Genomic DNA, 22,539 nt, shown 5'->3' with positions numbered 1-22,539 from the left:
CGATGTGCCTGATTTCATAAAGCTATCCTCCCTTACAAAACCAAACCTCTCTTTGTGACCGTTCTCGCAGAGCAATCCATACGAAACACTTTAGTATTGCTTCAGAACCCATAATAAGGAGTCCGTTTATGAGCATTAAGCTTGCCGGTTCAGTCATGGAACGACGTAATTCAACGACGGCTGAGATTGATAGACTGTCTACCCGTGATATGTTGAACGTGATTAATCAAGAAGATAAACGCATTGCTGATGCGATTACTCCTTGCCTCGACGACATCACTCTGCTGATTGATAACGCTGTGGCAACCCTCAGCCACGGCGGGCGTGTGGTGATGGTTGGCGCCGGTGCTTCCGGGCGCAATGCGGTAATCACCGCAAACGAATTTTCCCCGGATGAAAAACACCCGGTCATGGGGCTGATTGCTGGCGGAGCGCTGGCGATGCTGCATGATATGACGGGGGCAGCGCAGGACTACGACCGTGGCGTGCTGGATCTTCAGGCCATTGGGTTCACGCAAAAAGATATGCTGGTGGCATTAAGCGTCAGCGGTAAAACACCGTGGTTGTGGGGCGCGCTACGACATGCCTGGTCTCTGGGCGCAACGCGCGCGCTGATAACTCGTAATCCACAAAGCGAAGCAACCGACCTTGCCAGTATTGTCATTGCGCCACAAACGGGTGCTGAAGTGGTGGCAGGCTACGGCAATCCGAAGGCGATTGCCGCGCAAAAGATGGTGCTCTCCATGTTAACGACCGGGCTCGCTATCCGCAGCGGTCGGGTCTATAGCAATATGCGCGTGGACATCCGCGATACCGGTACACACATGGTTGAGCGACAAATTGCGATCGTGATGGAAGCGGGTGGGTGCAGCCGGGCGGTCGCGAAAGCGGCGCTGGAAAGCTGCGATCACCAGTGCAAGACGGCGGTGCTGATGGTGCTCACCGGGTTGGACGCCTGGAAAGCGCACGATCTTCTGGTGCAGAACAATGGTTTTGTGCGGGTGGCGCTACAAGAGGCGCCGTAGTTGGCAGCATAAAAAAAGCCCGCGCAGCGGGCTTTTTTACGCCAGTCGATTAGAACTGATAAACCAGGCCGATAGCCAGGATATCGTCAGTGGCGATACCGTTATCGTTGTAGAACTGCACATCATCGTCCAGCATGTTGATTTTGTAATCAATGTAGGTGGACATGTTTTTGTTGAAGTAGTAGGTTGCGCCAACTTCAATGTAGTTCACCAGCGCTTTGTCGGTGTACTCAATACCGTGACGACCATCGTAGCCGCCCATGTCTTTACCCTTGGAATAAACCCAGGCTAAAGATGGACGCAGGCCGAATTCAAACTGGTACTGCGCTACGGCTTCGAAGTTCTGCGTCTTGTTGGCAATACCATTGTTGCCGTAACGGGTCATGTTGTTGGTTTCGGCATACATCATCGCCAGATAGACGTCATTAGCGTCATATTTGGTACCGATGGTCCAGGCTTCAGCGGTATCACCTCCGGCGTATTTGCTATAGCGGTTATGGATGCCGCCAGCAACCACCTGATCGTTGGTACGATCGGAGTTGGAATAGGCTGCGCCCACGCTTAAGCCCGGCAGAACATCGGTAAAGTTATAGGTGGTGGACATCGCGAAGCCGTCGCCGTTGCCTTTCGCCATGTTGCCGCCAGCGCCATTAGCGGTGCCTTCGCCGGAGCCGCCGTCTTCATTTTTGCCCTGATACTGCAGCGCAAAGTTCAGGCCATCCACCAGGCCGAAGAAATCGTTGTTACGATAGCTGGCAATGCCGTTAGCACGGCCAGTGAAGTAGACGTCAGTCTGGGTGTAGCTGTCACCGCCGAATTCCGGCAGCATATCGGTCCAGGCTTCGATGTCGTAGATGGCGCCGTAGTTACGGCCGTAATCGAATGAGCCAAAGTCGCCAAATTTCAGACCGGCGAAGCCAAGACGGGTCCAGGAGTTACCCTTGACGCTTTCCGGGGTATCGGCCTGAATATTGTATTCCCACTGACCGTAGCCGATCAGTTGGTCGTTGATTTGGGTTTCGCCCTTGAAGCCCAGACGCGCGTATGACTGATCGCCATTGTCACCGCTGTGGTCTGAGAAATAGTGCAGACCAACGACTTTGCCGTACAGATCCAGCTTATTGCCGTCTTTGTTATAAACTTCAGCAGCATTCGCTGCACCAGCCATCATTAAAGCTGGAACTAACAGTGCCAGAGCTTTTATTTTCATTATATTTTCCTTTGCATTATTGCGCATATGAATATAAGTAATGCCATCCGGTGTTACTTTGCTGGATAGTATATGGAGAGTTCATTTTATTTTAAAATATAAATGTAATAAAATTATATTAAATATGTCAAATTGTTTCAATTATATTCTATTTAATATGTTTTTGTGCGTTTCATTTTTATTTACTATTGTTTTTATTGAATTTATTTTCCGGTGTGATTGTTTGTTATGTTGTTATGGTTGGGGTGAATAAGCAGGCGGGGGTTAAAAAAAAATCCCGACCGTACTGGCATACGATCGGGAAGGTCAAAAACATAAACATATTGATGCATAACAAAAGGCTAATAACGGGAAGGATAATGTCATGATTGCCATAAAAAATAAAGATACAGAAAAAGACTTTATGGTTATTTGTTTTATGAATTCAAATTGGTAATTATTATCATATTTTTATTATTAAAGGCTCATCGTTCAGCGGCAGCATAAAGGGAAGAACAATAAAGAGTGATGCTCCGCGCCAGGAGTACCTCCGATGGCGTAGATGTCATCTGATAAAATTGCCGGAGATCAAGCTAACGTCGATTTGTTACCGGTAACGTAGCGCAAGACTATCTCGCACCATTTTAATCGTTATAATGTGACCGATATCACATCAATTGCCGACGTGGTGTCGTGGCAGTGAACATGAATAGCGTAATGAGAGTGTTTTTATGGAAGAGCAAATGGAGCGTGGGCCTGGCGGCAAACTGGCGCTGTGGGTGTTTTACGCATTTTGCGGTTATTTTGTCTGGGCGATGGCGCGCTATCTGTGGGTCATCAGCGACGTACAAAGTATTCCCGGCGCGACGATCGACGGTGAAATCGGTTCGGCCATGGGGAAGTGGATCGGCGCGCTGCTGGGTTTTCTGGTGCTGAGCATCGTCGGCGCGCTGCTTGGCGGGATTGCCTGGTACACGCGTCCTCGTCGTCTGGAACAGGAAGAACAGCGCTAATATTGCTATGCTGGGGGTCAATGTACTCTCATCCACGGTGAAGGAATGGATCTAGCAGCATGGCAGCAGGACGTTGAACGTTGGTTTGAAATCCATTATGTCGGTAGCGATGCGGCGCATGATATCGCCCATTTTCGCCGCGTCTGGCGCACTGCCAGACACATTGCTGCCGACGATCCCGTCGACCTCACGGTAATTCTGCTGGCGAGCTATTTTCACGATCTTGTCAGTCTGCCGAAAAATCATCCCGACCGCGCTCGTTCCTCTTTATTATCGGCACAGCAAACGCTGCTGATTCTACAGCGCGATTTCCCGCAGTTTCCCGTAGAGCGCTATGGCGCCGTTGCCCACGCCATTGAAGCGCACAGCTTTAGCGCGCGCATCACGCCGAATACCCCAGAGGCCAGAATCGTGCAGGACGCCGACCGGCTGGAAGCACTAGGCGCAATCGGCCTGGCGCGAGTATTTGCCATCTCCGGAGCGATGAACGCGGCGCTATTTGATGCCGACGATCCCTTTGCCGATAACCGTGAGCTGGATGATAAAGCTTACGCGCTCGATCATTTCCAGACCAAGCTGCTGCGGCTACCGCAGAGCATGCAAACCAAAAAAGGGCGCGAGATGGCGCAGCATAATGCGGATTTCCTCGTGCAATTTATGGCCAAGCTGAGCGCGGAACTGGCGGGCGATCCGATGTCGGTGGACACCCAGGTGCTGCAGAGATTCGCGACGCCAGATACGGGCAACTTATGGTAACCTCAGGTTTATTTTTCTGTATCTGGTCAAATTTATGCAACAACGAGTCTTATCACACGAGGGCGCGTCGTTAGACGCACCGGATGCTCAGACGCTGCTTGAGCATATTCTGGAGATTTACGATCTAAAGACCGTTGTCGCTGAGCTTAGTGCCGTGGGGGAACAGCACTGGAGCCCGGCTATCGTCAAACGCGTGGTGACCCTGTCGCGCGCCAACACGCGTCTGAGTGAAAATGAGTGCGCCCATCTGGCCTCTCTATTGCCGAAGCCGTCGAAGCATTACCCAAAGTATGCATTTCGTTTTGTCGATCTTTTTGCGGGGATCGGCGGCATTCGTCACGGTTTTGAAGCGATTGGCGGGCAGTGCGTGTTTACCAGCGAGTGGAACAAACACGCGGTACGCACCTACAAAGCCAACTGGTACTGCGACCCGCTAGAACATCGGTTTAATGCCGACATTCGCGATGTGACGCTAAGCAATCAGCCGGACGTCAGCGACGGTGAGGCTCAGGAACATATCCGGGCCTCGATTCCTCAGCACGACGTGCTGCTGGCGGGCTTCCCGTGCCAGCCGTTCTCGCTGGCGGGGGTATCAAAAAAGAATGCGCTGGGCCGGGCGCACGGCTTTGCCTGCGATACTCAGGGCACGCTGTTTTTCGACGTCGTGCGGATTATTGATGCTCGCAGGCCGCCTATCTTTGTGCTGGAAAACGTCAAAAACCTGAAGAGCCACGATAACGGCAAAACCTTCCGCATAATCATGCAGACGCTGGATGAACTGGGTTATGAAGTTTCCGACGCTGCCGATATGGGGGCTGATGACCCGAAAATCATTGATGGCCGCAACTTCCTGCCGCAACACCGTGAGCGCATTGTACTGGTCGGTTTTCGTCGGGATTTAGGGCTACACGACGGTTTTACCCTGCGTGATATTCCATCGCTCTATCCGGCGCAGCGCCCGACCTTTGGCGAACTGCTGGAGCCGAATGTTAACCCGAAATTTATCCTCACCCCGGTGCTGTGGAAATATCTCTACCGCTATGCGCGCAAGCACCAGGAGAAGGGCAACGGATTTGGTTACGGTCTGGTCGACCCCACGCGAGCCAGCAGCGTCGCGCGGACGCTATCGGCGCGCTATTACAAAGACGGCGCCGAGATCCTTATCGACCGTGGCTGGGATCGCGCGTTGGGGGAAAAACACTTTGATGATCCACAAAATCAGCTGCATCGCCCACGCCGCCTGACGCCGCGCGAGTGTGCTCGCCTGATGGGCTTTGAATCACCACAGGGCTACGGTTTCCGTATTCCAGTGTCAGATACTCAGGCGTACCGGCAGTTTGGCAACTCGGTGATTGTGCCGGTTTTTGCCGCCGTTGCGCGCCTTTTGCAGTCGCGCATTTTGCAGGCGGTGGCGCTGCGTGATTCGGAAACTGGTGATGGCGGACGTCCACGATAAGGCCACCCGCAGTAAAAATATGCGCGCCATCGGCGCGCAGAATACGGCGATTGAAAAACGAATGGCCGCGCTGCTGGACAGCCTTGGCCTGCAGTGGCTCGCGCAGGACACTCGCCTGCCGGGCCGTCCCGATTTTACCCTCGACGACTACCGCTGCGTGATATTCACCCACGGCTGCTTCTGGCATCATCACGACTGCTATCTGTTTAAAGTCCCCGCGACGCGCACCGACTTCTGGCTGAATAAGATTGGCGCTAATGTCGCCCGCGATGAGCGGGATATGCGCCAGCTTGTTGCTCAAGGCTGGCGTGTGCTGGTGGTGTGGGAATGTGCGCTACGCGGGCGTGAGAAGCTGACGGACCTCGAGTTATGCGAGCGGCTGGAGGAGTGGATCTGCGGCGGCGAGGGCTGCGCGCAGATCGGTATTCAGGGAATTTCCTGCCTGAGTTTTACTTCTGGGTCTGGCAGGGAATAGCGGCGGCTTTCGCCGGGAAGAGATATTTCCCCAGCGTCACCAGTACCACGGCGGCAATGATGATGGCCAGCGCCACCCACTCGGTACCGGAGAGGTGCTCACCGTTAAAGCCGGTGCCGAGCAGCACGGCGACCACCGGGTTGACGTAGGCATAGCTGGTTGCCACGGCAGGCGTGACGTTGCGAATCAAATACATATAGGCGTTGATGGCAATGATCGAGCCAAAGACCGCCAGATAGCCCACCGCCAGAAAACCGTGCAGGCTCGGCAGCGTAGTTAAACGCTCACCGCTGAGCAGCGAGGCGACCATCAGGACAATACCGGCGGCCAGCATTTCGATGGCGCCCGCCATCATGCCGGTCGGCAGTTCAATGCGCGAGCCATATACCGAACCAAACGCCCAGCTCAACGAACCAATCAGGATCATCAATGCGCCCCACGGGTTGCCGCTGAGGTTGCCGCCGCTGTTGAGCAGCACAATGCCCGCCAGACCAATGGCAATCCCCAGCCACTCCAGCTTACGGGTGGCAATGCCAAAAAAGCGGCTAAAGCAGAGCGTAAATAACGGTACGGTGGCGACCATCACGGCGGCGATACCGGAAGGTACATTCTGATGTTCCGCGACGGTTACCATCCCGTTACCCACCGCCAGCAGCAGGACGCCAATGATGGCGGCATTGATCAGCGGCTTACGTGCCGGTAAGCGATGCCCGGTAGCGAGCAGGAAACCCATTAACACCACGCCCGCCGACAGGAAGCGAATGCCCGCCATCATTAAGGGGGGCCAGCTGGCAACGCCAATGCTGATGGCAAAGTAGGTCGAGCCCCAGATAATGTACAGCGCGAACAGCGCGCCTATCAGCGGTAACAGTTGTTTAAAACGCATACTTCCTCACGGCAAAATAGCAAGCAGGCAGATAGTAAACGCCAAAACTACTGCGCTGGCGAGTGCTTTAATTCAGGGGTTGATGTTGTCTTTATGTTATAAATATGTATCTCTTACGCCCCGCGCGATTTTGCTTCATACTTTGTTATCACTAAAAAAATGAAGGACGTTGTTTGTGGCTGGAAGTAGCTTATTAACCTTGTTAGATGATATTGCCACTTTGCTGGATGATATCTCGATGATGGGGAAGCTGGCGGCGAAGAAAACCGCTGGCGTGCTGGGGGATGATTTGTCGCTGAACGCCCAGCAGGTCTCGGGCGTGCGGGCCAACCGGGAGCTGCCGGTGGTGTGGAGCGTGGCGAAAGGTTCGCTGCTCAACAAGGTCATCCTGGTGCCGCTGGCGCTGTTAATCAGCGCGTTTATTCCCTGGGCCGTGACGCCGCTGTTGATGATTGGCGGCGCGTATCTCTGTTTTGAAGGCGTGGAGAAGGTGCTGCACACTCTTCATGAGCGCAAGCATAAAGGTGACGAGGAGGCGCGTCAGCAGCGTCTGGAGGCGATAGCGCAGCAGGACCCAGGCCTTTACGAGCGGGATAAAGTGAAAGGCGCTATCCGCACCGATTTTATTCTCTCCGCCGAAATTGTGGCTATTACCCTCGGTATTGTGGCGGAAGCGCCGCTGCTCAATCAGGTGCTGATTTTATCGGGCATCGCCATTCTGGTGACCATCGGCGTTTATGGCCTGGTGGGCGTGATTGTGAAGCTCGATGATATGGGCTACTGGCTGGTGGAGAAGCGCAACGCACTGGCGCAAGGCGTGGGTAAAGGGCTGCTGGTGATTGCGCCCTGGCTGATGAAAACGCTGTCGGTGGTGGGCACGTTGGCGATGTTCCTGGTCGGTGGCGGCATTGTGGTCCACGGCGTGGCGCCAGTGCATCACGCTATCGAAGCGTTTGCTACCCAGCAGGCCTCATGGCTTGCCGCGCTGGTACCGGTGCTCGCCAATCTGGTCCTTGGTTTTATCATTGGCGCGGTGGTGTTGGGCGTGGTGAATCTCGTTTCACGCCTGCGGCGGACCGACGCATAAAAAGTGCGGTTTTGGTACGCAAATCGTCGACAGATCGGCTAAGGTGAAACAGTTTCACCCTGATACCGGAGGCAACAATGGTCTTTTTGGTCAGTGATGAAGTCCGGCCCAAAAACGGTGGGCCGCGGATGGTTGTAACGGGGTATGCCAGCGGAATGGTGGAGTGTCGCTGGTATGACGGCTTTGGCGTTCAGCGGGAAGCATTCCGAGAGGAAGAGCTGATCCCGGGCGAAATTCCTCCGCAGGAACAAGCTTAGTCTCTCCCTTTGCGCCCGGCGTTAGCCGGGCGGTTTAGCGCCGCATCATTTCGGCGCTTTGTTGTCGTATGTCGCCGTGGAGCACCATGAATTTTCAGCAGCAGGCAAGTTTAGAACGGTATCGGGTGCTTGGCTCGAACAAAAAGATGGGATCACTATCGTGCGTCCCGTGAACGTGACGGCAGCGAACCCTGTTGGTTGGTGGGCGAAACTAACGCGCCGCATTCGGCCTGACCGGGTGGTGAATATCTGCTTTCTGGTGGTGTTGTTCTTTTCAACGCTGCTGACCTGGCGCGAAACCATCGTACTTGAAGATGCCTATATCTCCAGCCAGCGCAATAATCTGAAGAACGTCACCAACGATATGGATGCGCAGCTGCAGTTCAATACTGACCGGCTGCTGTTCTTCCGTAACGGCATGCGGTCAGCGCTGCAAATTCCGCTGGCATTCGAAGTGCTGCGCACCGCCGAACAGGAGTTTGAGCGCCAGCGCGGTCAGGCTGACTGGCGTATTTCCCTCAATAACAACCGTACGCTGCCGCTAAACGGCGTCTCCGATAAGTTTGTTGAACATACCAATCTGCTCTCGCGCGATAACCCGCTGCTGGGCAATGAGTTTATGGCCGCTATCGAGCTGGGCTACCTGCTGCGGCTGTCGGCTGCGACGCGTCAGCATCTGGCGCGCTTTGAGACCCACATGCTGTACGTCTCTCGTGCCGGTTTTTATCTCAGCACGGAACCGACGCAGGAAGGCAGCATTACCGAATATTACTATCGCCTGGCAACCAGCCCATGGTTTATTCAGCAGTCGCAGCGGGATAACCCACATCGAGGGGTAAAGTGGCAGACGACCTTTACGCGCGATAAAACGCCGGTGGCGCAGACCGTCACGGCAGCGGTACCGCTTGACTATCAGCACTACTGGTTTGGCGTGCTGGCCATTCAGCTCTCGGTCAGCGAAATGACCCAGTTCCTCACGCATGCGGTGGAAGGGGAGGATGAAGGCGAATATCAGCTTTACGACCGACGCATGAACCTGATCGCCTCTTCTGAACCCGACAAATCAAAGCACGCTCAGCTGTCGCAGGAAGTCCAGGCGCAGCTGGCGCGGGCCTATGAATCGGAAAATGAAGGTAACGTGCGCCAGCTCTCGCGCTATATCAGCTGGGAGAAGCTGCGCAATTTTGATGGTGTGCTGCTGCGCATTCACTCTCTGGAAGAGGGGATTCGCGGTGATTTCGGGACTATCAGCATTGCAATAACGCTGTTGTGGCTACTGTTTACCACCATGCTGCTGATCTCCTGGCTGGTGATCCGCCGTATGGTGCGCAATATGTCCTCGTTGCAGAATTCGCTCGAGTGGCGCGCGTGGCACGATATGCTCACCCGCCTCTTCAACCGTGGGGCGCTGTTCGAGCGCGCGGGCATCGCACTGGCGGCCTGTCAGCAGGCCAATGAACCGCTGGCGGTGATCCAGCTCGACCTCGATCATTTCAAAAGCATTAATGACCGCTTCGGTCACCAGGCCGGTGACCGGGTGCTGATTCATATCGGACGGGTGATCCTTAACAAGATTCGCAAAGATGATATTGCTGGCCGTGTAGGCGGCGAAGAGTTTTGTATCGTTCTGCCAGGGACGTCGCTGAGGCAGGCACAGGATATTGCCGAGCGCATTCGGGACAGCATCAACAGCCGGGAGATTCTGATTGCTAAAAAACAGACTATCCGGGTGAGCGCATCGTTGGGCGTATGCAGCAGCGAGGAGCTCGAACAGTACGACTTCCAGCACCTGCAGTCCATTGCCGACCGGCGGCTGTATCAGGCGAAGAGCGGCGGAAGGAATCAGGTTTGTGCAGCAGATAGCTAGCAGGGTGATTAATCACGGCGCGAAACATAAGTTTAGTTTATGGAAAAACGCTGAAATGAGATTAATCTTAAAGCAAGGCTGGCGGTTGTCTGAAAATTAAAACGTCATCTTCCTGATTTATCATTATGTTAGCGAAGCGTCTACGTAAGCATGACTACGCTGTCATATTAATTTCTTAGGTGAATAATTCTTGTCATTCAACATAAACGACGATAATGTTTCACCCACGTCAGGTTTCCTGATGTAACGAATATTTCAATGCTTCTTGCTTCGGCAAGGTTGATCCCGACGCTTGCGTGTCGGGATTTTTTTTCCCGCCTAGCGCGTCACTTCCGTGACGCTGAAATCGTGGATATCCAGCTCAAAGGCTTCCGCCAGATCGCGCCAGGTATGGTATTCGCGGCCGTCGACGCTCACGTGATGTGGGTCCTCAGTCGCGCGGTGGATTTCGCTTTCGCTGATTTCGTTAATCGCTGCCAGCAGCGCATCAACGTTTACCCCTCGGGGGTCAATCGCCATCTTCATCACAGACACCCTTTATTGCCGTCCCTGTATAAGTATACATCTAATGAATGTAATTGCTCAAAAAATGAGCAATTCGGTCAATGTGAATGAGAATTAAGCACTTATGCAGCGGGGCGCTGTCAGCGCGGTCATTTTGTTCTAAACTGGGCTAAACCACTCAGGAGATGACGTTTATGCAAGTTAACGATCGTGTGACGGTCAAGACAGATGGGGGGCCGCGTCGCTCCGGTGTCGTGCTGGCAATCGAGCAATTCAATGAAGGAACGATGTATCTGGTGTCGCTGGAGGATTATCCGCTGGGGATCTGGTTCTTCAACGAGTCGGGGCATCCTGATGGTATTTTCGTTGAGAGCGAAGCGTAATTGAATCATCTGGCGGTAGCGATACCGCCAGTTTCCCTGCTGTTGTTGTCCTAACGCATATTGACGTAAATACCGGAGGTGACATTCTCCGCCAGACGGACAACATGATAGATAACTTGCTTGTTATGCGTTTTTATTTTCTTTTTGATATTACCCTTATGTGACGATACGGTTTTGGCTTTAATATTCATCTGATCGGAGATTTGTATCGTTCCCTGGCCTGACATCCACATTTTCAACATGCTGGATTCCGTTCGGCTTAATGACAGGGTGGAGATATTAGTTTGCTTTACTTCTGCCGTTTCTTTTTTCAGATAATTCCCCAGAATGCTATCGAGCGTTTCGGGTTTTATTGATTTAGAACTAATTAGCAGATTACTGCGCACCATCAGATATTCGTCAAAATGAATATTGGCAATCGCCATAAAAACAATGAATAACGTGCTGGGGTGTTGATTAATGATCTGCTTAATATGCAGGCTACTCTGCACATCATGAATGAAGCAGTCCTCATTAATAAACACGACAGCTGGGCCTCGAGCAGCGCAGATCTCCGCGAGCCCGTTTACGTTATCTACATTGTCAATATCACGTTTTTTTACCCCACGACTGGCCAGGTATCCGGTTAACCCTAGCCGCGTATAACTGCATAGATCCATAATAATCGTTGACATGGCATACCCTCACTCAATGCGTAACGATAATTAACCCAGTGCCCTCGAACTTCATCGCCGCAACGAACCTGGTGAAAATAAAAAACAAGAGGATGAAGACGAACAGGCGGCATCAACTATCCCGTAAAGTTACGTATAATTTGCCAGGAATCATCTCAAAGTAAAGTAAATGTTATGTTATGTGAAAGACCTAAAAACAAATAACCCGCGCCAGCGATATGCTGGTAGATGTTTTTTCGGTTTTATTTTAGGAATTTCCTCATAATATCCAGGAAGGAATTATGGAGAATTTATGCGTGGTAATTCACTGATAATATCTGCTAATAGATCAAATAATTCGCTAAATAAATGTTCGCAAAACGGGGCGATAAGCGGCATTAATGCAGCCATCAACAAAATACCGACGGTGAGCGTAATCGGAAAACCGATAACGAAGACCGACAGCTGCGGCGTCATACGGTTGAGCATCCCCAGCGCCAGGTTAACCGTCAACAGCAGGGTGATGATCGGCAGCGCCAGCATCAGGCCGTTGAGGAAGATCATCCCCCCCGCGCGGGTCAGCGCCAGAAACGCGTTGCTGTTGATGGGCTCGCCGCCGATAGGCAGGGTATGGAAGGTGTCGACCAGCAGCGAAATCAGCCACAAATGACCGTTAAACACCAAAAACAGCAGCAGGGCGAGCATATCCATAATACGCGCCAGTATCGGCATGTTGAGGTTGCTGCCAGGGTCGACAAAGGTGGCGAACGACAGCCCCATCTGCAGGCCGATAATTTCACCGCAGTAGCGTATCGCGGCAAAAGCAAACTGCATGGTAAAGCCAAGCGCAATACCGATAAGAATCTGCTGTAGCGCCAGCCAGAGCGCGGCTGCCGAGAAAATAGGCACTTCCACTACCGGCAAAGAAGGGGCGATAACGAAGGTAATGATGATCCCGAGCCCCAGCTTGACGCGTTTGGGTACCGTACGTTCGCTCAAAATCGGCGCGGTGGTGACCAGCGCCAGCACGCGCAGCAGCGGCCAGAAATAGAGGCTGAGCCAGGAGAGCCACTGGTCGCTGGTAACATTGAACATCGCGCTTAGCCGATGATGTAAGGCAGGTTGCTGAACAGCGTGCGCACGTAGTCCAGCAGCAGATTAAGCATCCACGGCCCGGCGACGATGATCGCGATAAACACGGCGATGATTTTGGGAATGAACGACAGCGTCATTTCGTTAATCTGCGTCGCCGCCTGCAGAATACTGATAATCAGGCCGGTGACCAGCGAGACCAGCAGCAGCGGGGCGGCTAGCGCCAGTGCAACCTTCATCGCTTCGGTGCCCATCATCATGACGGATTCAGGGGTCATGGGTACTCCTTAACTGTAAAAACTCTGCGCCAGCGAACCGACCAGCAGCTGCCAGCCGTCAACCAGCACAAACAGCATCAGCTTAAACGGCAACGCGATAGTGGCGGGGGGCACCATCATCATCCCCAGCGCCATCAGCACGCTGGCGATCACCAGGTCGATAATCAGGAACGGAATAAAAATGGTGAAGCCAATCTGGAAGGCGGTTTTCAGCTCGCTGGTGACGTAAGCCGGGAGCAGGATGCGCATTGGCACCGCTTCTGGCCCCTGCATCGGCTGGCTGTTGGCAAGACGAGCAAACAGCGCCAGGTCGGCTTCGCGCGTCTGACGCAGCATAAATTCACGCAGCGGCTGCGCCCCTTTTTCCAGCGCGTCCTGCATCGTGATTTTGTCTTCGCTGAACGGCTGATAGGCGTCGGTGTAAACCTTGTCGATGACCGGCGACATGATGAAAAAGGTAAGGAACAGCGCCAGCCCCAGCAGCACCTGGTTAGGCGGCGCGGACGGCGTGCCGAGGGCACTGCGCAGCAGGCCGAAGACGATGATGATGCGGGTGAAGCTGGTCATCATCAGCAAAATCGCCGGGATAAAGGTCAGCGAGGTAATAAATACCAGCGTCTGCACCGGCAGCGACCAGCTCTGCCCACCGTTCGCCAGCGGTTGGCTGATAAGGCCGGGAAGTTCGGCAAAAGCAGAAGGCGAAAGCAGCAACAGCCCGCTCAGCGCAAGGGAATAAACACGACGCATCAGGATCTCCCGGGACGCTTAAGCATATTTTTCATCAGTGAGGCAAACTCAGGTGTAGCGGCCTGCGGCTGGCTATCGGTCGGCGCGGGAGGCAGCTTATGCAGCAGCGTGACCTGTTGAGCGGTGACGCCAAGCACCAGACGTGCGTCGTCGACGTTAACAATCACCACGCGTTCGCGCGTGCCAAGCGAAGCGCTGGCGCTCACTTTCAGCCCGCTAGCCGCCTGATTTCTCATGGCACCGGGCATCACACGTTTGACCACCCACGCGGCGGCCAGAATTAAGACAATAATGCCCAGTAGTGCGCCGCTCACCTGAATCAGCGGTGAGGTCATGGGTTCATTGACATGGGCAACGGTGACCGGCGTAGTGGCCGGTGCAGCCGCCGCACCGTGGTTTGACGGTGCGGCGGCGTGAGCAGTAGGGGCAGGTGGTGCAGCGTGGTTTGTACTCATCTTAACGGCTCAGACGACGCATACGTTCTGACGGCGTAATGATGTCGGTGATGCGCACGCCGTACTTATCCGCCACCACCACCACTTCGCCCTGGGCAATCAGGTAGCCGTTGATCAGGATGTCCAGCGGTTCACCGGCCAGGCCGTCCAGCGCCACCACGGAACCCTGCGTCAGACGCAGCAGCTCTTTGATGGTCATCCGGGTACGACCCAGTTCAACGGTCAGCTTGACCGGAATATCCATGATCAGATCGATATCCTGCAGGGTGCCGCTGACGTCGCCGCCGCCCAGTTGCTGGAATACCGCATCGGCAGCACTTTTGCTGCTGGTGGTTTTCTGTTCGTTCAGCGCGTCAGCCCACAGATCGTCCACGGATCCGCTGTTGTCATCGGGTGGAGTATTCATATCACTCATTTGGGCTGTTCCTCGTTCAGCGAATTCAAAATCGGGTTGATCAAATGTTCTACGCGCAGCGCATATTGTCCGTTAACCGTACCGTACTGGCTGGTTAACACCGGCACGCCATCGACGTGCGCAATAATGCGATCGGGCTTTTCTATCGGCAGCACATCACCGGGTTGGAGTTTGAGTATCTGTGACAGTCGCAGCGAGATATCGGCGAAGTTCGCGACCAGTTCCAGCTCGGAGTGCTGCACCTGACGCACCAGATTTTCGCGCCAGTTCTGATCTTCATGACGTGAGTTCTCCAGCGGCGGGTTAACCAACAGTTCGCGCAGCGGCTCGATCATGCTGAACGGCAGGCAGATATTAAACTCGCCGGTCAGGTTACCTATCTCTACGTGGAACGGGGTATTCACCACAATGTCGTTCGGCGAGGTGGTGATGTTGGTGAACTTCACCTGCATCTCCGAGCGCACGTACTCCACTTCCAGTGGGTTAATCGCTTTCCACGCGTCGCTATAGCCTTCCAGCGCCAGCTTCAGCATGCGGTTGATGACCCGCTGCTCGGTATGGGTGAACTCACGACCTTCCACTTTGGTCGGGAAACGCCCATCGCCGCCGAACAGGTTATCCACGGCGATAAACACCAGGCTAGGTGAGAAGACCACCAGACCCGTGCCGCGCAGCGGTTTCAGATGGATCAGGTTAAGGTTGGTCGGCACCGGCAGGTTGCGGGCAAACTCGTGGTAGGGCTGAATACGAATCGCCCCCACGGTGATATCCGGGCTGCGGCGCAGCAGGTTAAACAACCCCATACGGAAATGGCGGGCAAAGCGCTCGTTGATGATCTCCAGCGCCTGCAGACGTTCGCGAACAACGCGGCGCTGGGTATTGGGATCATAGGGGCGAATGTCATCTTCGCTCGTCGCGCGTACCTGCGGTTCGTTAGGATTGTCGCTGTCGCCGTTCAACAGCGCGTCAATTTCGGCCTGAGAAAGAATGCTATCGCCCATGGTGCTATCGCAAAATAAAGGCTGTATACAGCACGTCAGTCACATCCTGTTTCGGCTGACCGGCAATCAACGGCGCGCTCAGCGTCTCTTTAATCGCGGCGGCGAGCTGTTTTTTTCCATCATCCGTCGCCAGTTTCGTTGCATCCTGGCGCGAGAGCAGCAGGAGCATGCGACTACGGACTTCCGGCAGGTAGTCATTCAGACGGGCACGATCGGCTTCGGTCTTCATGCGCAGCGTCACGCCGACGTACAGCACGCGGTCGGCATCACCGAGATTGACGGTAAAGGTATCCAGCGGGAAGAAGACCGGTGCAGCAGGCGGCGGCGCTTCTTTTGGCGCGGCAGGTGCCGCTTTAGCGCTGAAACGCCAGTAGCTGTAGCCTGCAGTGGCGCAGGCGGCGAGCGTTACCAGCACCAGCAGGGGGATCCAGAGGGAGCGTTTGCTCTTTTTATTGATAGCGGTGTCAGTCATCTGATGCGGTCTTCCTTTTTACTACTGCTTATCCGATGATTATCCCGCCTCCCGCGCGGGTCAAAGCGTGGAAAAGACGGGAATAATCGTGTTACCTCGGGCGTTTAAGCAAAGATGTCTACCGCATTGTCTCCGCGAGCGGCGGATTGCAGGGCGGCAGGGACGGCAAGAAGCTCATTGTCATCCTGATTTTCGCGGCCATCAGCGTCGCGACGTGCGGCAAACGACTGTTGAGACGAAGGCTGTTGCTGCTGCCCGGCAAAGCCATCGCTGCTGATATTGCTCTGTCCCAACTGGATGCCGTTCTCCTCAAGCTGCGTGCGCAGCACCGGCAGCGCGGCTTCCAGCGCGGCGCGAACGTGGCTGTGCGGCGAGGCCATCTGGATTTGCGCCAGGTTGTCTTCCACCTTCAGCGTAATGTGAACCTGACCGAGCGATTCCGGATGCAGACGCAGTTCAGCGGTCTGTTGGCCTGAGCGGGTAAACAGCGTGATGTGCTGGCTGACATTCTGCTGCCAGTCCGAGGTGCCTAGCTGGGCGCGGACGTTTGCCGTTGCCGCAGCCGGAAGGACCGGTGCCGCGTGGTTCTGGTTGGCAACCGGTGCCAGCGCGGCGGTGGCGGCCGTTGGGCTCGAGACGCTTTCGGATTCGGCTTTCTGCGTTGGGATCACAAAAGCGGAATCAGCGGGCAGCGTGCGGGCATCAACGCCCGTTTGCGTGGTCGTCGTGCCTTTAACATCCGTAAAGCCCGGCGATTTCGCGCCACCGCGGTTGAGTGTGGTGGTCAGTGAACCGAGGGTGTCGTTATCCTGCACTGGCGCAGTGGCGGTTGTCGCCTGTTGAACCTGCGGGGTAACCGGCAGCATCGCCATTAACGCACTGAGACTTTTAAGATCGTCGTCGCTGAGTGTGCTCGTCGTGGCGTCGTCGTCGCTTTTGGCGTCCGCTTTACCGGTGGTGAGTTCACTTTTTAGATGTGCCGCCAGTGAGCTTAACAAGGCCTGAGCGTCACTCGAGGTCGTGAGGTCACCGTCGATCTCCGCGCTGGCGTTAGCCTGGGTGGCTTCCTGCTGCACCAGCCATTTGGTCAGCGACTGCCCCTGAACGTTGATATCGCGCAGGTCTTTTGCATCGCCGTCGGCCAACAGCGCGGTTTTCGCGCCGTTTGGGTCGGCAGTTTGGGTCAATGCGCCTGCCAGCAGCGCCAGAAAATCCTCGGGAGACCCCGGGGTTTTCGCCGTCGCGTCCGCGCCTGCAAGGTTTGCATCGCTGACAGCAAGGTTAGGCAGAGTAATCATTCGGGTTTCCTCAAGGTTGCGCGTTGGGCAAACTCATCCATTTTTTTCTGATCAAGGCGGTTTTCCGCCAGCAGAGCGGCAGAGGCTTGACGGTCCTGGAGCGTTTGCCACGCCTGCAAACGCTGCTTTTTCTCGCGCCAGAAGTTCAGTGCCTGTTCCACTTTGTTATTCCACTGAATCAACTGCTGACGGTGCTGGTCGATGGCTTTTTCCAGCGTCTGGATAAACTGCTGGTAGTTCTGCCACCGCAGGCTGGCAATGCCCTGCGTCATGTCGTTGTTCAGGTTGTTCTGGTATTCCAGTTGATAGTCCATCAACATCTTGAGCTGTTCTTCCGCCTGCTGGCAGCCGCGGCGCATCTCGCCCAGTACCAGGGCGGCGTTGTCCACGTCGGTTTCTGCTAGCTCTTTCAGCGTTGCTAATGCACCGTGCTGCGCCATATTGGTGATCCTCTTGCTTCACTATGACGATGGGAAGATCAATTCCAGGGCCTGGATTGACGATTCCCAGTCTGCTTTTTCAAGAATGCCTTGCTGTAAAAATGCTTCCAGATGCGGCCAGAGCGTAATCGCCCTGTCGAGCATCGGATCGCTGCCCTTGGCGTACGCGCCGACGCTAATCAGGTCGCGGTTACGCTGGAAGCTCGAGAGCAGCTGCTTAAAGTTGCGCACCCGAGCGTAATGTTCTTCGCTGATGAGCGCGGTCATCGCACGACTGATTGACGCTTCAATATCAATCGCCGGATAGTGCCCGGCTTCGGCCAATCGGCGCGACAGAACAATATGGCCATCAAGGATCGCGCGCGCGGAGTCGGCAATCGGATCCTGCTGATCGTCGCCTTCGGTCAGTACGGTATAAAACGCAGTGATTGAACCACCGCCGGTGATGCCGTTGCCCGCACGTTCGACCAGCGCAGGCAGTTTGGCAAACACGGAAGGTGGATAGCCTTTGGTGGCCGGTGGTTCGCCGATCGCCAATGCGATTTCACGCTGCGCCATGGCGTAGCGGGTCAGGGAATCCATGATCAGCAGAACGTGCTGACCGCGGTCACGGAAATCTTCCGCCACGCGGGTGGCGTAGGCAGCACCCTGCATACGCAGCAGGGGAGAGACATCCGCCGGGGCGGCAATGACCACCGAACGTGCGCGGCCTTCGGTGCCGAGAATGTTCTCGATAAAGTCTTTCACTTCACGGCCACGTTCGCCGATAAGCCCGACGACAATCACGTCGGCGCGGGTATAGCGCGCCATCATGCCGAGCAGCACGCTCTTACCGACGCCGGAACCGGCAAACAGCCCCATACGCTGGCCGCGCCCCACGGTGAGCAGGGCGTTGATGGGGCGTACGCCGGTATCCAGCACGTGCTCAATCGGTGTGCGCTGTAAGGGGTTAAACGGTGCGGTGATCAGCGCACCGGTTTCGGTGGTATCGGGAGATGGCAGGCCGTCGAGCGGTTTACCACTGCCGTCGAGTACGCGGCCCAGCAGGGCTGGACCCAGCGGTAGCTGTTTGCCGCTTTGCAGGCCGTCACCAGCAATATTGCGGGCATAAACGCGCGCGCCGGGCAGAATGCCTTCCACCTCTTCGAGGGGCATCAAGAACAGGCGATGACCGTTGAAGCCGACCACTTCGGCCTCCACTTCCTGCATTTCTGCCCCTTGCTGGCGTTCAATAATACAGGTCGCGCCAAGCGGTAGCTGTAGCCCGGTGGCTTCCAGCACCAGCCCGGTGGCGCGGGTCAGGCGACCGTAGCGACGCACGGCGGGCAGCTGCGCGATGCGCGCTTCGAAATTGTCGAGCGTATTCAGCCAGCGGGTCAGACGCACGGTCATCAGCAGGCTCCCGGTGCCGCCAGGCGGCACAGTTCCTGCCATCGCGTGGCTACGCTGGCATCGAGATCGCCTTCATCAGCGGAGACTTTGCAGCCGCCAGGGTGCAGCGTTGGGTCGCCGCGCAGCCGCCAGCCGTGCAGGTTGAGCGTGGCGCCGAGCATCTCTTCAACGCGCGGTAAATCTTCCGGGCTAACGCGCAGCTGCGGCTTGCCGCTGAACAGTGGCTCCTGCTGCAACAGCGCCTGAATCTGCTTAATCAGCGCGGTGTTATCCACCACCGGTACCTGGCCGACAATCTGTCGCGCCGCTTCCAGCGCCATCTGCATCAGGCGCGAAGCAATCACGCTGTCGAGGGTATCCAGCGTATGCTGAAACTCGCTTGCCAACTGCTGCATCCGGGCGTGAATAGGGGCCTGCTCCTGTTTGGCCTGCACCAGGCCCTGTTCGAGCCCCTGCGCCAGACCCTCCTGATAGCCCTGCTGCTGACCGGCGGCGTGACCTTCACGCAGCCCGGCCTGGTAACCCTGTTCGTGGGCCTGAATCTGCAGCTGAGCCAACTGCTGCTGTTGCAGCTGTTCGGCGGAGATCTCCTCCTGCTCTTCACTCGGCTCGTCGAGGGAGAGCGGGGTAAACTCCATCTCCATCGGCGGCGAGAGATCGTCAGGCTGCCAGACTTTCCACGGCGTGGTATCAGACATAGGTGTCGTCTCCGCTGCCAATCACCATCTCGCCGGTTTCGGCCAGACGACGCACAATAAGCAGGATGGCTTTCTGTTCGTTCTCGACCTGAGACAGACGGACCGGGCCACGGTTGGCCAGGTCGTCGCGCAGAATGTCGGCAGCACGCTGGGACATATTGCGCAGGAACTTCTCGCGCAACGGCGGCTCGGAGCCTTTGAGGGCAATAAGCAGCGATTCGGAGTCCACTTCCTGCAGCAGGCGCTGGATGCTGCGATCGTCGACCTCGACCAGATTCTCGAACAGGAACATCTCGTCGATGATTTTCTGCGCCAGATCGCCGTCGAATTCGCGAACCGCGGTGATAACCGCTTCTTCCTGCTGCGTTTTCATCAGGTTGATAATTTCGGCCGCCGTTCTCACGCCGCCCATTTTGCTGCGCTTGAGGTTCTGGCCGTCGAGCAGGTTGTTCAGCACTTCGGTCAGTTCCGCCAGCGCCGCTGGCTGCACGCCGCCGAAGGTGGCGATACGCAGCATCACATCGTGACGCAGACGTTCGTCGAACAGCGCCAGAATATCCGCCGCCTGAGCGCGTTTGAGGTGCACGAGGATGGTGGCGATAATCTGCGGGTGTTCGTCGCGGATAATATCGGCGGCGCTCTGCGGCTCCATAAAGTTGAGCGTTTCGATGCCGCTGGTGGTTTCGCGGGTTTCGAGAATATCCTCCAGCAGGCTGGCGGCACGCTCTTCGCCCAGCGCTTTCACCAGCACCGTACGCAGATATTCGTTGGCGTTGACGCTCAGCGCCGCGAACTGCTCGGCCTCTTGCTCAAACTCCGCCAGTACCTCGGTCAACTGCTGATTGGAGATCTGTTTCACGCCCGCCATCGCGGTACTGAGCTGCTGTACTTCACGGGTGCTGAGGTGCTTGAACACCTCCGCCGCGCGGTCTTCGCCAATCGTCATCAGCAGAATGACGCTTTTATCGGTTCCGGTCAGGTTACTCATGGTCGTTATTCATCCATTGGCGAATGACCAGCGCCACGACGCGCGGATCGTTATCAGACATTTCGCGGATACGTTGGCTCATGACCTCAGCCCCCAGGCGCTGGTTAGCGCGGCGCTGCTGCGTCTGCTCATCTTTGCTGAGGCGAACCTCAACGGCTTGCTGCGTTTCCTGCCGGACTTTCGTCTGTTCGGCGGCTGCCAGCGCGATGGCTTCGCGGCGCTGGAGCTGCGGTTTAATGGCTTTACGCCACAGCAGCCAGGCGACAATCAGCACCAGTAACCAACGACCGGCGGACAACAGCTGATCGATAAACGACTGCTGCTTCCAGAACGGCAGTTCGCCACCGCTTTCTTCGGTTTCGTTAAACGGCGAGTTGACCACGTTCAGGGTATCGCCACGGGTGGTGGAGAAGCCCATCGCCTCGCGGGTGAGATCTTCAATCTGCTTCATCTGATCGCTGGTCAGCGGCAGCGGTTTACCGTCCGGCAGATTACGATAGTTGACCACCACAGCCACCGACAGACGCTGGACATCGCCGACGTTCTTTTTGGTGTGCATGATGGTGCGGTCAAGTTCGTAGTTGCTGGTTTCATTACGCTGCGTATTACGCGGGCCGGTGGTGGTGGTCCGGTTCGCGGCGGTCTGGCCGTTGGCCTGATTGGCAGGCGGCGTCGCAATCGGTGCGGCAGGCGCAGGGGCTGGCGTATTGGCTAACGCGCCCGGTACGCCGCCCGGATAAGGGCTGCCCACCTGGTCGCTTTCGCTGACCTGACGGGAACGCACCGCCGCCTGGCTGGCATCGCCGTTCGGGCGATACTGCTCGTCGGTTTGCTCTTTATTGTCGAAGTTGAGCTGGGCGGTAACCTGCGCGTGGACGTTGCCGTTGCCCACAATCGGCCCCAGAATCGCTTCTATGCGGCGCTGAACGCGGCCTTCTACGTCGGCGGTGTATTTCAGCTGCGCATCGTTGAGGTCGCGGGCGTTAGTATTGGATTGCGTCAGCAGGTGACCACCCTGATCGACCAGCGTCACGTTACCCGGCGGTAAACCTGCGACGGCGCTGGAAACCAGATGCACCACGGCAGAAATCTGGCCTTCATCGAGCGCGCGGCCCGGTTCCAGGTTGACGGTGATGGAGGCGGAAGGGGATTTTTGTTCACGCACGAACAGCGACGGCTTCGGCATGGCTAAATGCACGCGGGCGCTTTTCACCGGGCCGAGGGTTTCAATGGTACGAGCCAGTTCGCCTTCCAGCGCGCGCTGGTAGTTCACCTGCTCGCTGAACTGGCTGATGCCGAATTTTTCCTGATCGAGCAGTTCAAAGCCGACCGCACCGCCCTTCGGCAGGCCGATCTGCGCCAGACGCAGACGCAGTTCGTGAACTTTATCTGCGGGCACTTCCAGCGCGCCGCCGTTATCGGCAAAGCGGTAGGGGACGTTCATCTGGGTTAACTGCGTGACGATAGCGCCACCGTCCTGATCGGACAGGTTGCTGAACAGCGTGCGATAGTCCGGGGATTTGGCCCACAGCACCATCGCCACCAATACGGCCACCGCTGCCGCGCTGACGACCATCAGTGGAATTTTAGGATTCGCGCGCAGGCGGTTGACCCACTCTACGGTTTTATTTTGTGGCGTAGCCGTAGCACTCGCGCTCATTGCACACCTCGTCGATCCTGATCAATGGCGTTAAACGTTAACGAAAACAAAG

Annotated in this window: 26 protein-coding genes; 9 read left to right on the top strand and 17 right to left on the bottom strand. The window is 55.9% G+C overall.

The annotated features are described in order from the left end of the window. The first annotated feature begins 128 nt into the window (after positions 1 to 128). On the top strand, positions 129 to 1,025 hold the full coding sequence (locus V6944_RS01575) for an N-acetylmuramic acid 6-phosphate etherase (protein WP_333497623.1): 897 nt from the start codon (positions 129 to 131) through the stop codon (positions 1,023 to 1,025). Positions 1,026 to 1,074: 49 nt separating this feature from the next. Here the strand turns inward: V6944_RS01575 and ompC are convergent, their stop codons facing one another. Then, positions 1,075 to 2,235 (bottom strand): porin OmpC, encoded by a 1,161-nt coding sequence (gene ompC / locus V6944_RS01570; RefSeq protein WP_333497622.1) that lies wholly within the window; start codon positions 2,233 to 2,235, stop codon positions 1,075 to 1,077. A 710-nt stretch (positions 2,236 to 2,945) separates the two neighbouring features. Between ompC and drpB the strand changes: the two genes are divergently transcribed. From drpB to V6944_RS01550, 4 genes are read left to right on the top strand one after another with little or no spacing between them, the layout of a single operon-like run. Then, positions 2,946 to 3,227 carry a cell division protein DrpB gene (gene drpB, locus V6944_RS01565; RefSeq protein WP_333497621.1) on the top strand — a complete coding sequence of 94 codons (282 nt, stop codon included), beginning with the start codon at positions 2,946 to 2,948 and terminating at the stop codon, positions 3,225 to 3,227. Between the two features lie 45 nt (positions 3,228 to 3,272). Further along, the gene (locus tag V6944_RS01560; protein ID WP_333497620.1) at positions 3,273 to 3,983 is read left to right on the top strand and encodes a phosphohydrolase; all 711 of its coding nucleotides are present in this window, start codon (positions 3,273 to 3,275) and stop codon (positions 3,981 to 3,983) included. A 34-nt stretch (positions 3,984 to 4,017) separates the two neighbouring features. Then, positions 4,018 to 5,439 (top strand): DNA cytosine methyltransferase, encoded by a 1,422-nt coding sequence (locus V6944_RS01555; RefSeq protein ID WP_333497619.1) that lies wholly within the window; start codon positions 4,018 to 4,020, stop codon positions 5,437 to 5,439. Further along, a complete protein-coding gene (locus tag V6944_RS01550) occupies positions 5,420 to 5,914 on the top strand; it encodes a very short patch repair endonuclease (RefSeq protein ID WP_333497912.1) in 495 nt (164 codons plus the stop codon). The genes V6944_RS01555 and V6944_RS01550 overlap by 20 nt, the downstream gene beginning before the upstream one ends. Here V6944_RS01550 and yedA read toward each other — a convergent pair. After that, positions 5,889 to 6,800 carry a drug/metabolite exporter YedA gene (yedA, locus tag V6944_RS01545; RefSeq protein WP_333497618.1) on the bottom strand — a complete coding sequence of 304 codons (912 nt, stop codon included), beginning with the start codon at positions 6,798 to 6,800 and terminating at the stop codon, positions 5,889 to 5,891. The genes V6944_RS01550 and yedA overlap by 26 nt on opposite strands. Before the next feature lie 175 nt (positions 6,801 to 6,975). Here yedA and V6944_RS01540 point away from each other — a divergent pair, with 175 nt between their 5' ends. The 3 genes from V6944_RS01540 (at position 6,976) to dgcQ (ending at position 10,011) form a co-directional block, all read left to right on the top strand. Then, on the top strand, positions 6,976 to 7,887 hold the full coding sequence (locus V6944_RS01540; RefSeq protein ID WP_333497617.1) for a DUF808 family protein: 912 nt from the start codon (positions 6,976 to 6,978) through the stop codon (positions 7,885 to 7,887). Positions 7,888 to 7,964: 77 nt separating this feature from the next. Further along, the gene (locus V6944_RS01535) at positions 7,965 to 8,144 is read left to right on the top strand and encodes a YodC family protein (protein WP_333497616.1); all 180 of its coding nucleotides are present in this window, start codon (positions 7,965 to 7,967) and stop codon (positions 8,142 to 8,144) included. 151 nt (positions 8,145 to 8,295) lie between these two features. After that, on the top strand, positions 8,296 to 10,011 hold the full coding sequence (dgcQ, locus tag V6944_RS01530; RefSeq protein ID WP_442910713.1) for a cellulose biosynthesis regulator diguanylate cyclase DgcQ: 1,716 nt from the start codon (positions 8,296 to 8,298) through the stop codon (positions 10,009 to 10,011). 318 nt (positions 10,012 to 10,329) lie between these two features. On the opposite strand, the gene V6944_RS01525 is transcribed toward dgcQ, so the two are convergent. Beyond that, positions 10,330 to 10,536, bottom strand: coding sequence for a YodD family protein (locus tag V6944_RS01525; RefSeq protein WP_185669466.1), 207 nt, complete (start codon positions 10,534 to 10,536; stop codon positions 10,330 to 10,332). A 173-nt stretch (positions 10,537 to 10,709) separates the two neighbouring features. On the opposite strand from V6944_RS01525, the gene dsrB reads away from it, so the two are divergent. Beyond that, positions 10,710 to 10,898 carry a protein DsrB gene (dsrB, locus tag V6944_RS01520; protein ID WP_185669465.1) on the top strand — a complete coding sequence of 63 codons (189 nt, stop codon included), beginning with the start codon at positions 10,710 to 10,712 and terminating at the stop codon, positions 10,896 to 10,898. A 50-nt stretch (positions 10,899 to 10,948) separates the two neighbouring features. On the opposite strand, the gene rcsA is transcribed toward dsrB, so the two are convergent. From rcsA to fliF, 14 genes are all read right to left on the bottom strand, one after another. Then, a complete protein-coding gene (gene rcsA / locus V6944_RS01515) occupies positions 10,949 to 11,572 on the bottom strand; it encodes a transcriptional regulator RcsA (protein WP_333497615.1) in 624 nt (207 codons plus the stop codon). A 279-nt stretch (positions 11,573 to 11,851) separates the two neighbouring features. Next, on the bottom strand, positions 11,852 to 12,646 hold the full coding sequence (gene fliR / locus V6944_RS01510; protein WP_333497614.1) for a flagellar biosynthetic protein FliR: 795 nt from the start codon (positions 12,644 to 12,646) through the stop codon (positions 11,852 to 11,854). Positions 12,647 to 12,651: 5 nt separating this feature from the next. Further along, positions 12,652 to 12,921, bottom strand: coding sequence for a flagellar biosynthesis protein FliQ (gene fliQ, locus V6944_RS01505; protein ID WP_062778154.1), 270 nt, complete (start codon positions 12,919 to 12,921; stop codon positions 12,652 to 12,654). 9 nt (positions 12,922 to 12,930) lie between these two features. Next, positions 12,931 to 13,668, bottom strand: coding sequence for a flagellar type III secretion system pore protein FliP (gene fliP / locus V6944_RS01500; RefSeq protein ID WP_333497613.1), 738 nt, complete (start codon positions 13,666 to 13,668; stop codon positions 12,931 to 12,933). After that, positions 13,668 to 14,003 carry a flagellar biosynthetic protein FliO gene (gene fliO, locus V6944_RS01495; RefSeq protein ID WP_333497910.1) on the bottom strand — a complete coding sequence of 112 codons (336 nt, stop codon included), beginning with the start codon at positions 14,001 to 14,003 and terminating at the stop codon, positions 13,668 to 13,670. The genes fliP and fliO overlap by 1 nt, the downstream gene beginning before the upstream one ends. 121 nt (positions 14,004 to 14,124) lie before the next feature. Next, positions 14,125 to 14,538: a flagellar motor switch protein FliN gene (gene fliN / locus V6944_RS01490; RefSeq protein WP_185669461.1), complete on the bottom strand. Its 414-nt coding sequence runs from the start codon at positions 14,536 to 14,538 to the stop codon at positions 14,125 to 14,127. Then, on the bottom strand, positions 14,535 to 15,539 hold the full coding sequence (gene fliM / locus V6944_RS01485; RefSeq protein WP_333497612.1) for a flagellar motor switch protein FliM: 1,005 nt from the start codon (positions 15,537 to 15,539) through the stop codon (positions 14,535 to 14,537). Before fliM ends, fliN begins: the two co-directional genes overlap by 4 nt. A gap of 4 nt (positions 15,540 to 15,543) precedes the next feature. Further along, complete coding sequence (fliL, locus tag V6944_RS01480; protein ID WP_333497611.1) at positions 15,544 to 16,011, bottom strand: flagellar basal body-associated protein FliL; 468 nt, start codon at positions 16,009 to 16,011, stop codon at positions 15,544 to 15,546. Between the two features lie 104 nt (positions 16,012 to 16,115). Beyond that, entirely contained in the window at positions 16,116 to 17,309 is a 1,194-nt protein-coding gene (locus tag V6944_RS01475; RefSeq protein ID WP_333497610.1) for a flagellar hook-length control protein FliK, read from the bottom strand. Then, complete coding sequence (fliJ, locus tag V6944_RS01470; protein WP_333497609.1) at positions 17,306 to 17,749, bottom strand: flagellar export protein FliJ; 444 nt, start codon at positions 17,747 to 17,749, stop codon at positions 17,306 to 17,308. Before fliJ ends, V6944_RS01475 begins: the two co-directional genes overlap by 4 nt. A gap of 21 nt (positions 17,750 to 17,770) precedes the next feature. Next, positions 17,771 to 19,141, bottom strand: a complete 1,371-nt coding sequence (fliI, locus tag V6944_RS01465; RefSeq protein WP_185669491.1) for a flagellar protein export ATPase FliI — start codon at positions 19,139 to 19,141, stop codon at positions 17,771 to 17,773. Next, positions 19,141 to 19,839, bottom strand: coding sequence for a flagellar assembly protein FliH (gene fliH / locus V6944_RS01460; protein ID WP_333494663.1), 699 nt, complete (start codon positions 19,837 to 19,839; stop codon positions 19,141 to 19,143). The genes fliI and fliH overlap by 1 nt, the downstream gene beginning before the upstream one ends. Next, positions 19,832 to 20,827, bottom strand: coding sequence for a flagellar motor switch protein FliG (gene fliG / locus V6944_RS01455; protein ID WP_333497608.1), 996 nt, complete (start codon positions 20,825 to 20,827; stop codon positions 19,832 to 19,834). The genes fliH and fliG overlap by 8 nt, the downstream gene beginning before the upstream one ends. Beyond that, positions 20,820 to 22,487 (bottom strand): flagellar basal-body MS-ring/collar protein FliF, encoded by a 1,668-nt coding sequence (gene fliF / locus V6944_RS01450; protein WP_333497607.1) that lies wholly within the window; start codon positions 22,485 to 22,487, stop codon positions 20,820 to 20,822. The genes fliG and fliF overlap by 8 nt, the downstream gene beginning before the upstream one ends. Between the last annotated feature and the right edge of the window lie 52 nt (positions 22,488 to 22,539).

The organism is Kluyvera sp. CHPC 1.2972, assembly GCF_036759925.1.
Classification (GTDB): domain Bacteria; phylum Pseudomonadota; class Gammaproteobacteria; order Enterobacterales; family Enterobacteriaceae; genus Kluyvera.
The sequence above is the reverse complement of the archived record's forward strand: the minus strand, read 5'-3'. Positions and strand labels throughout refer to the sequence as shown.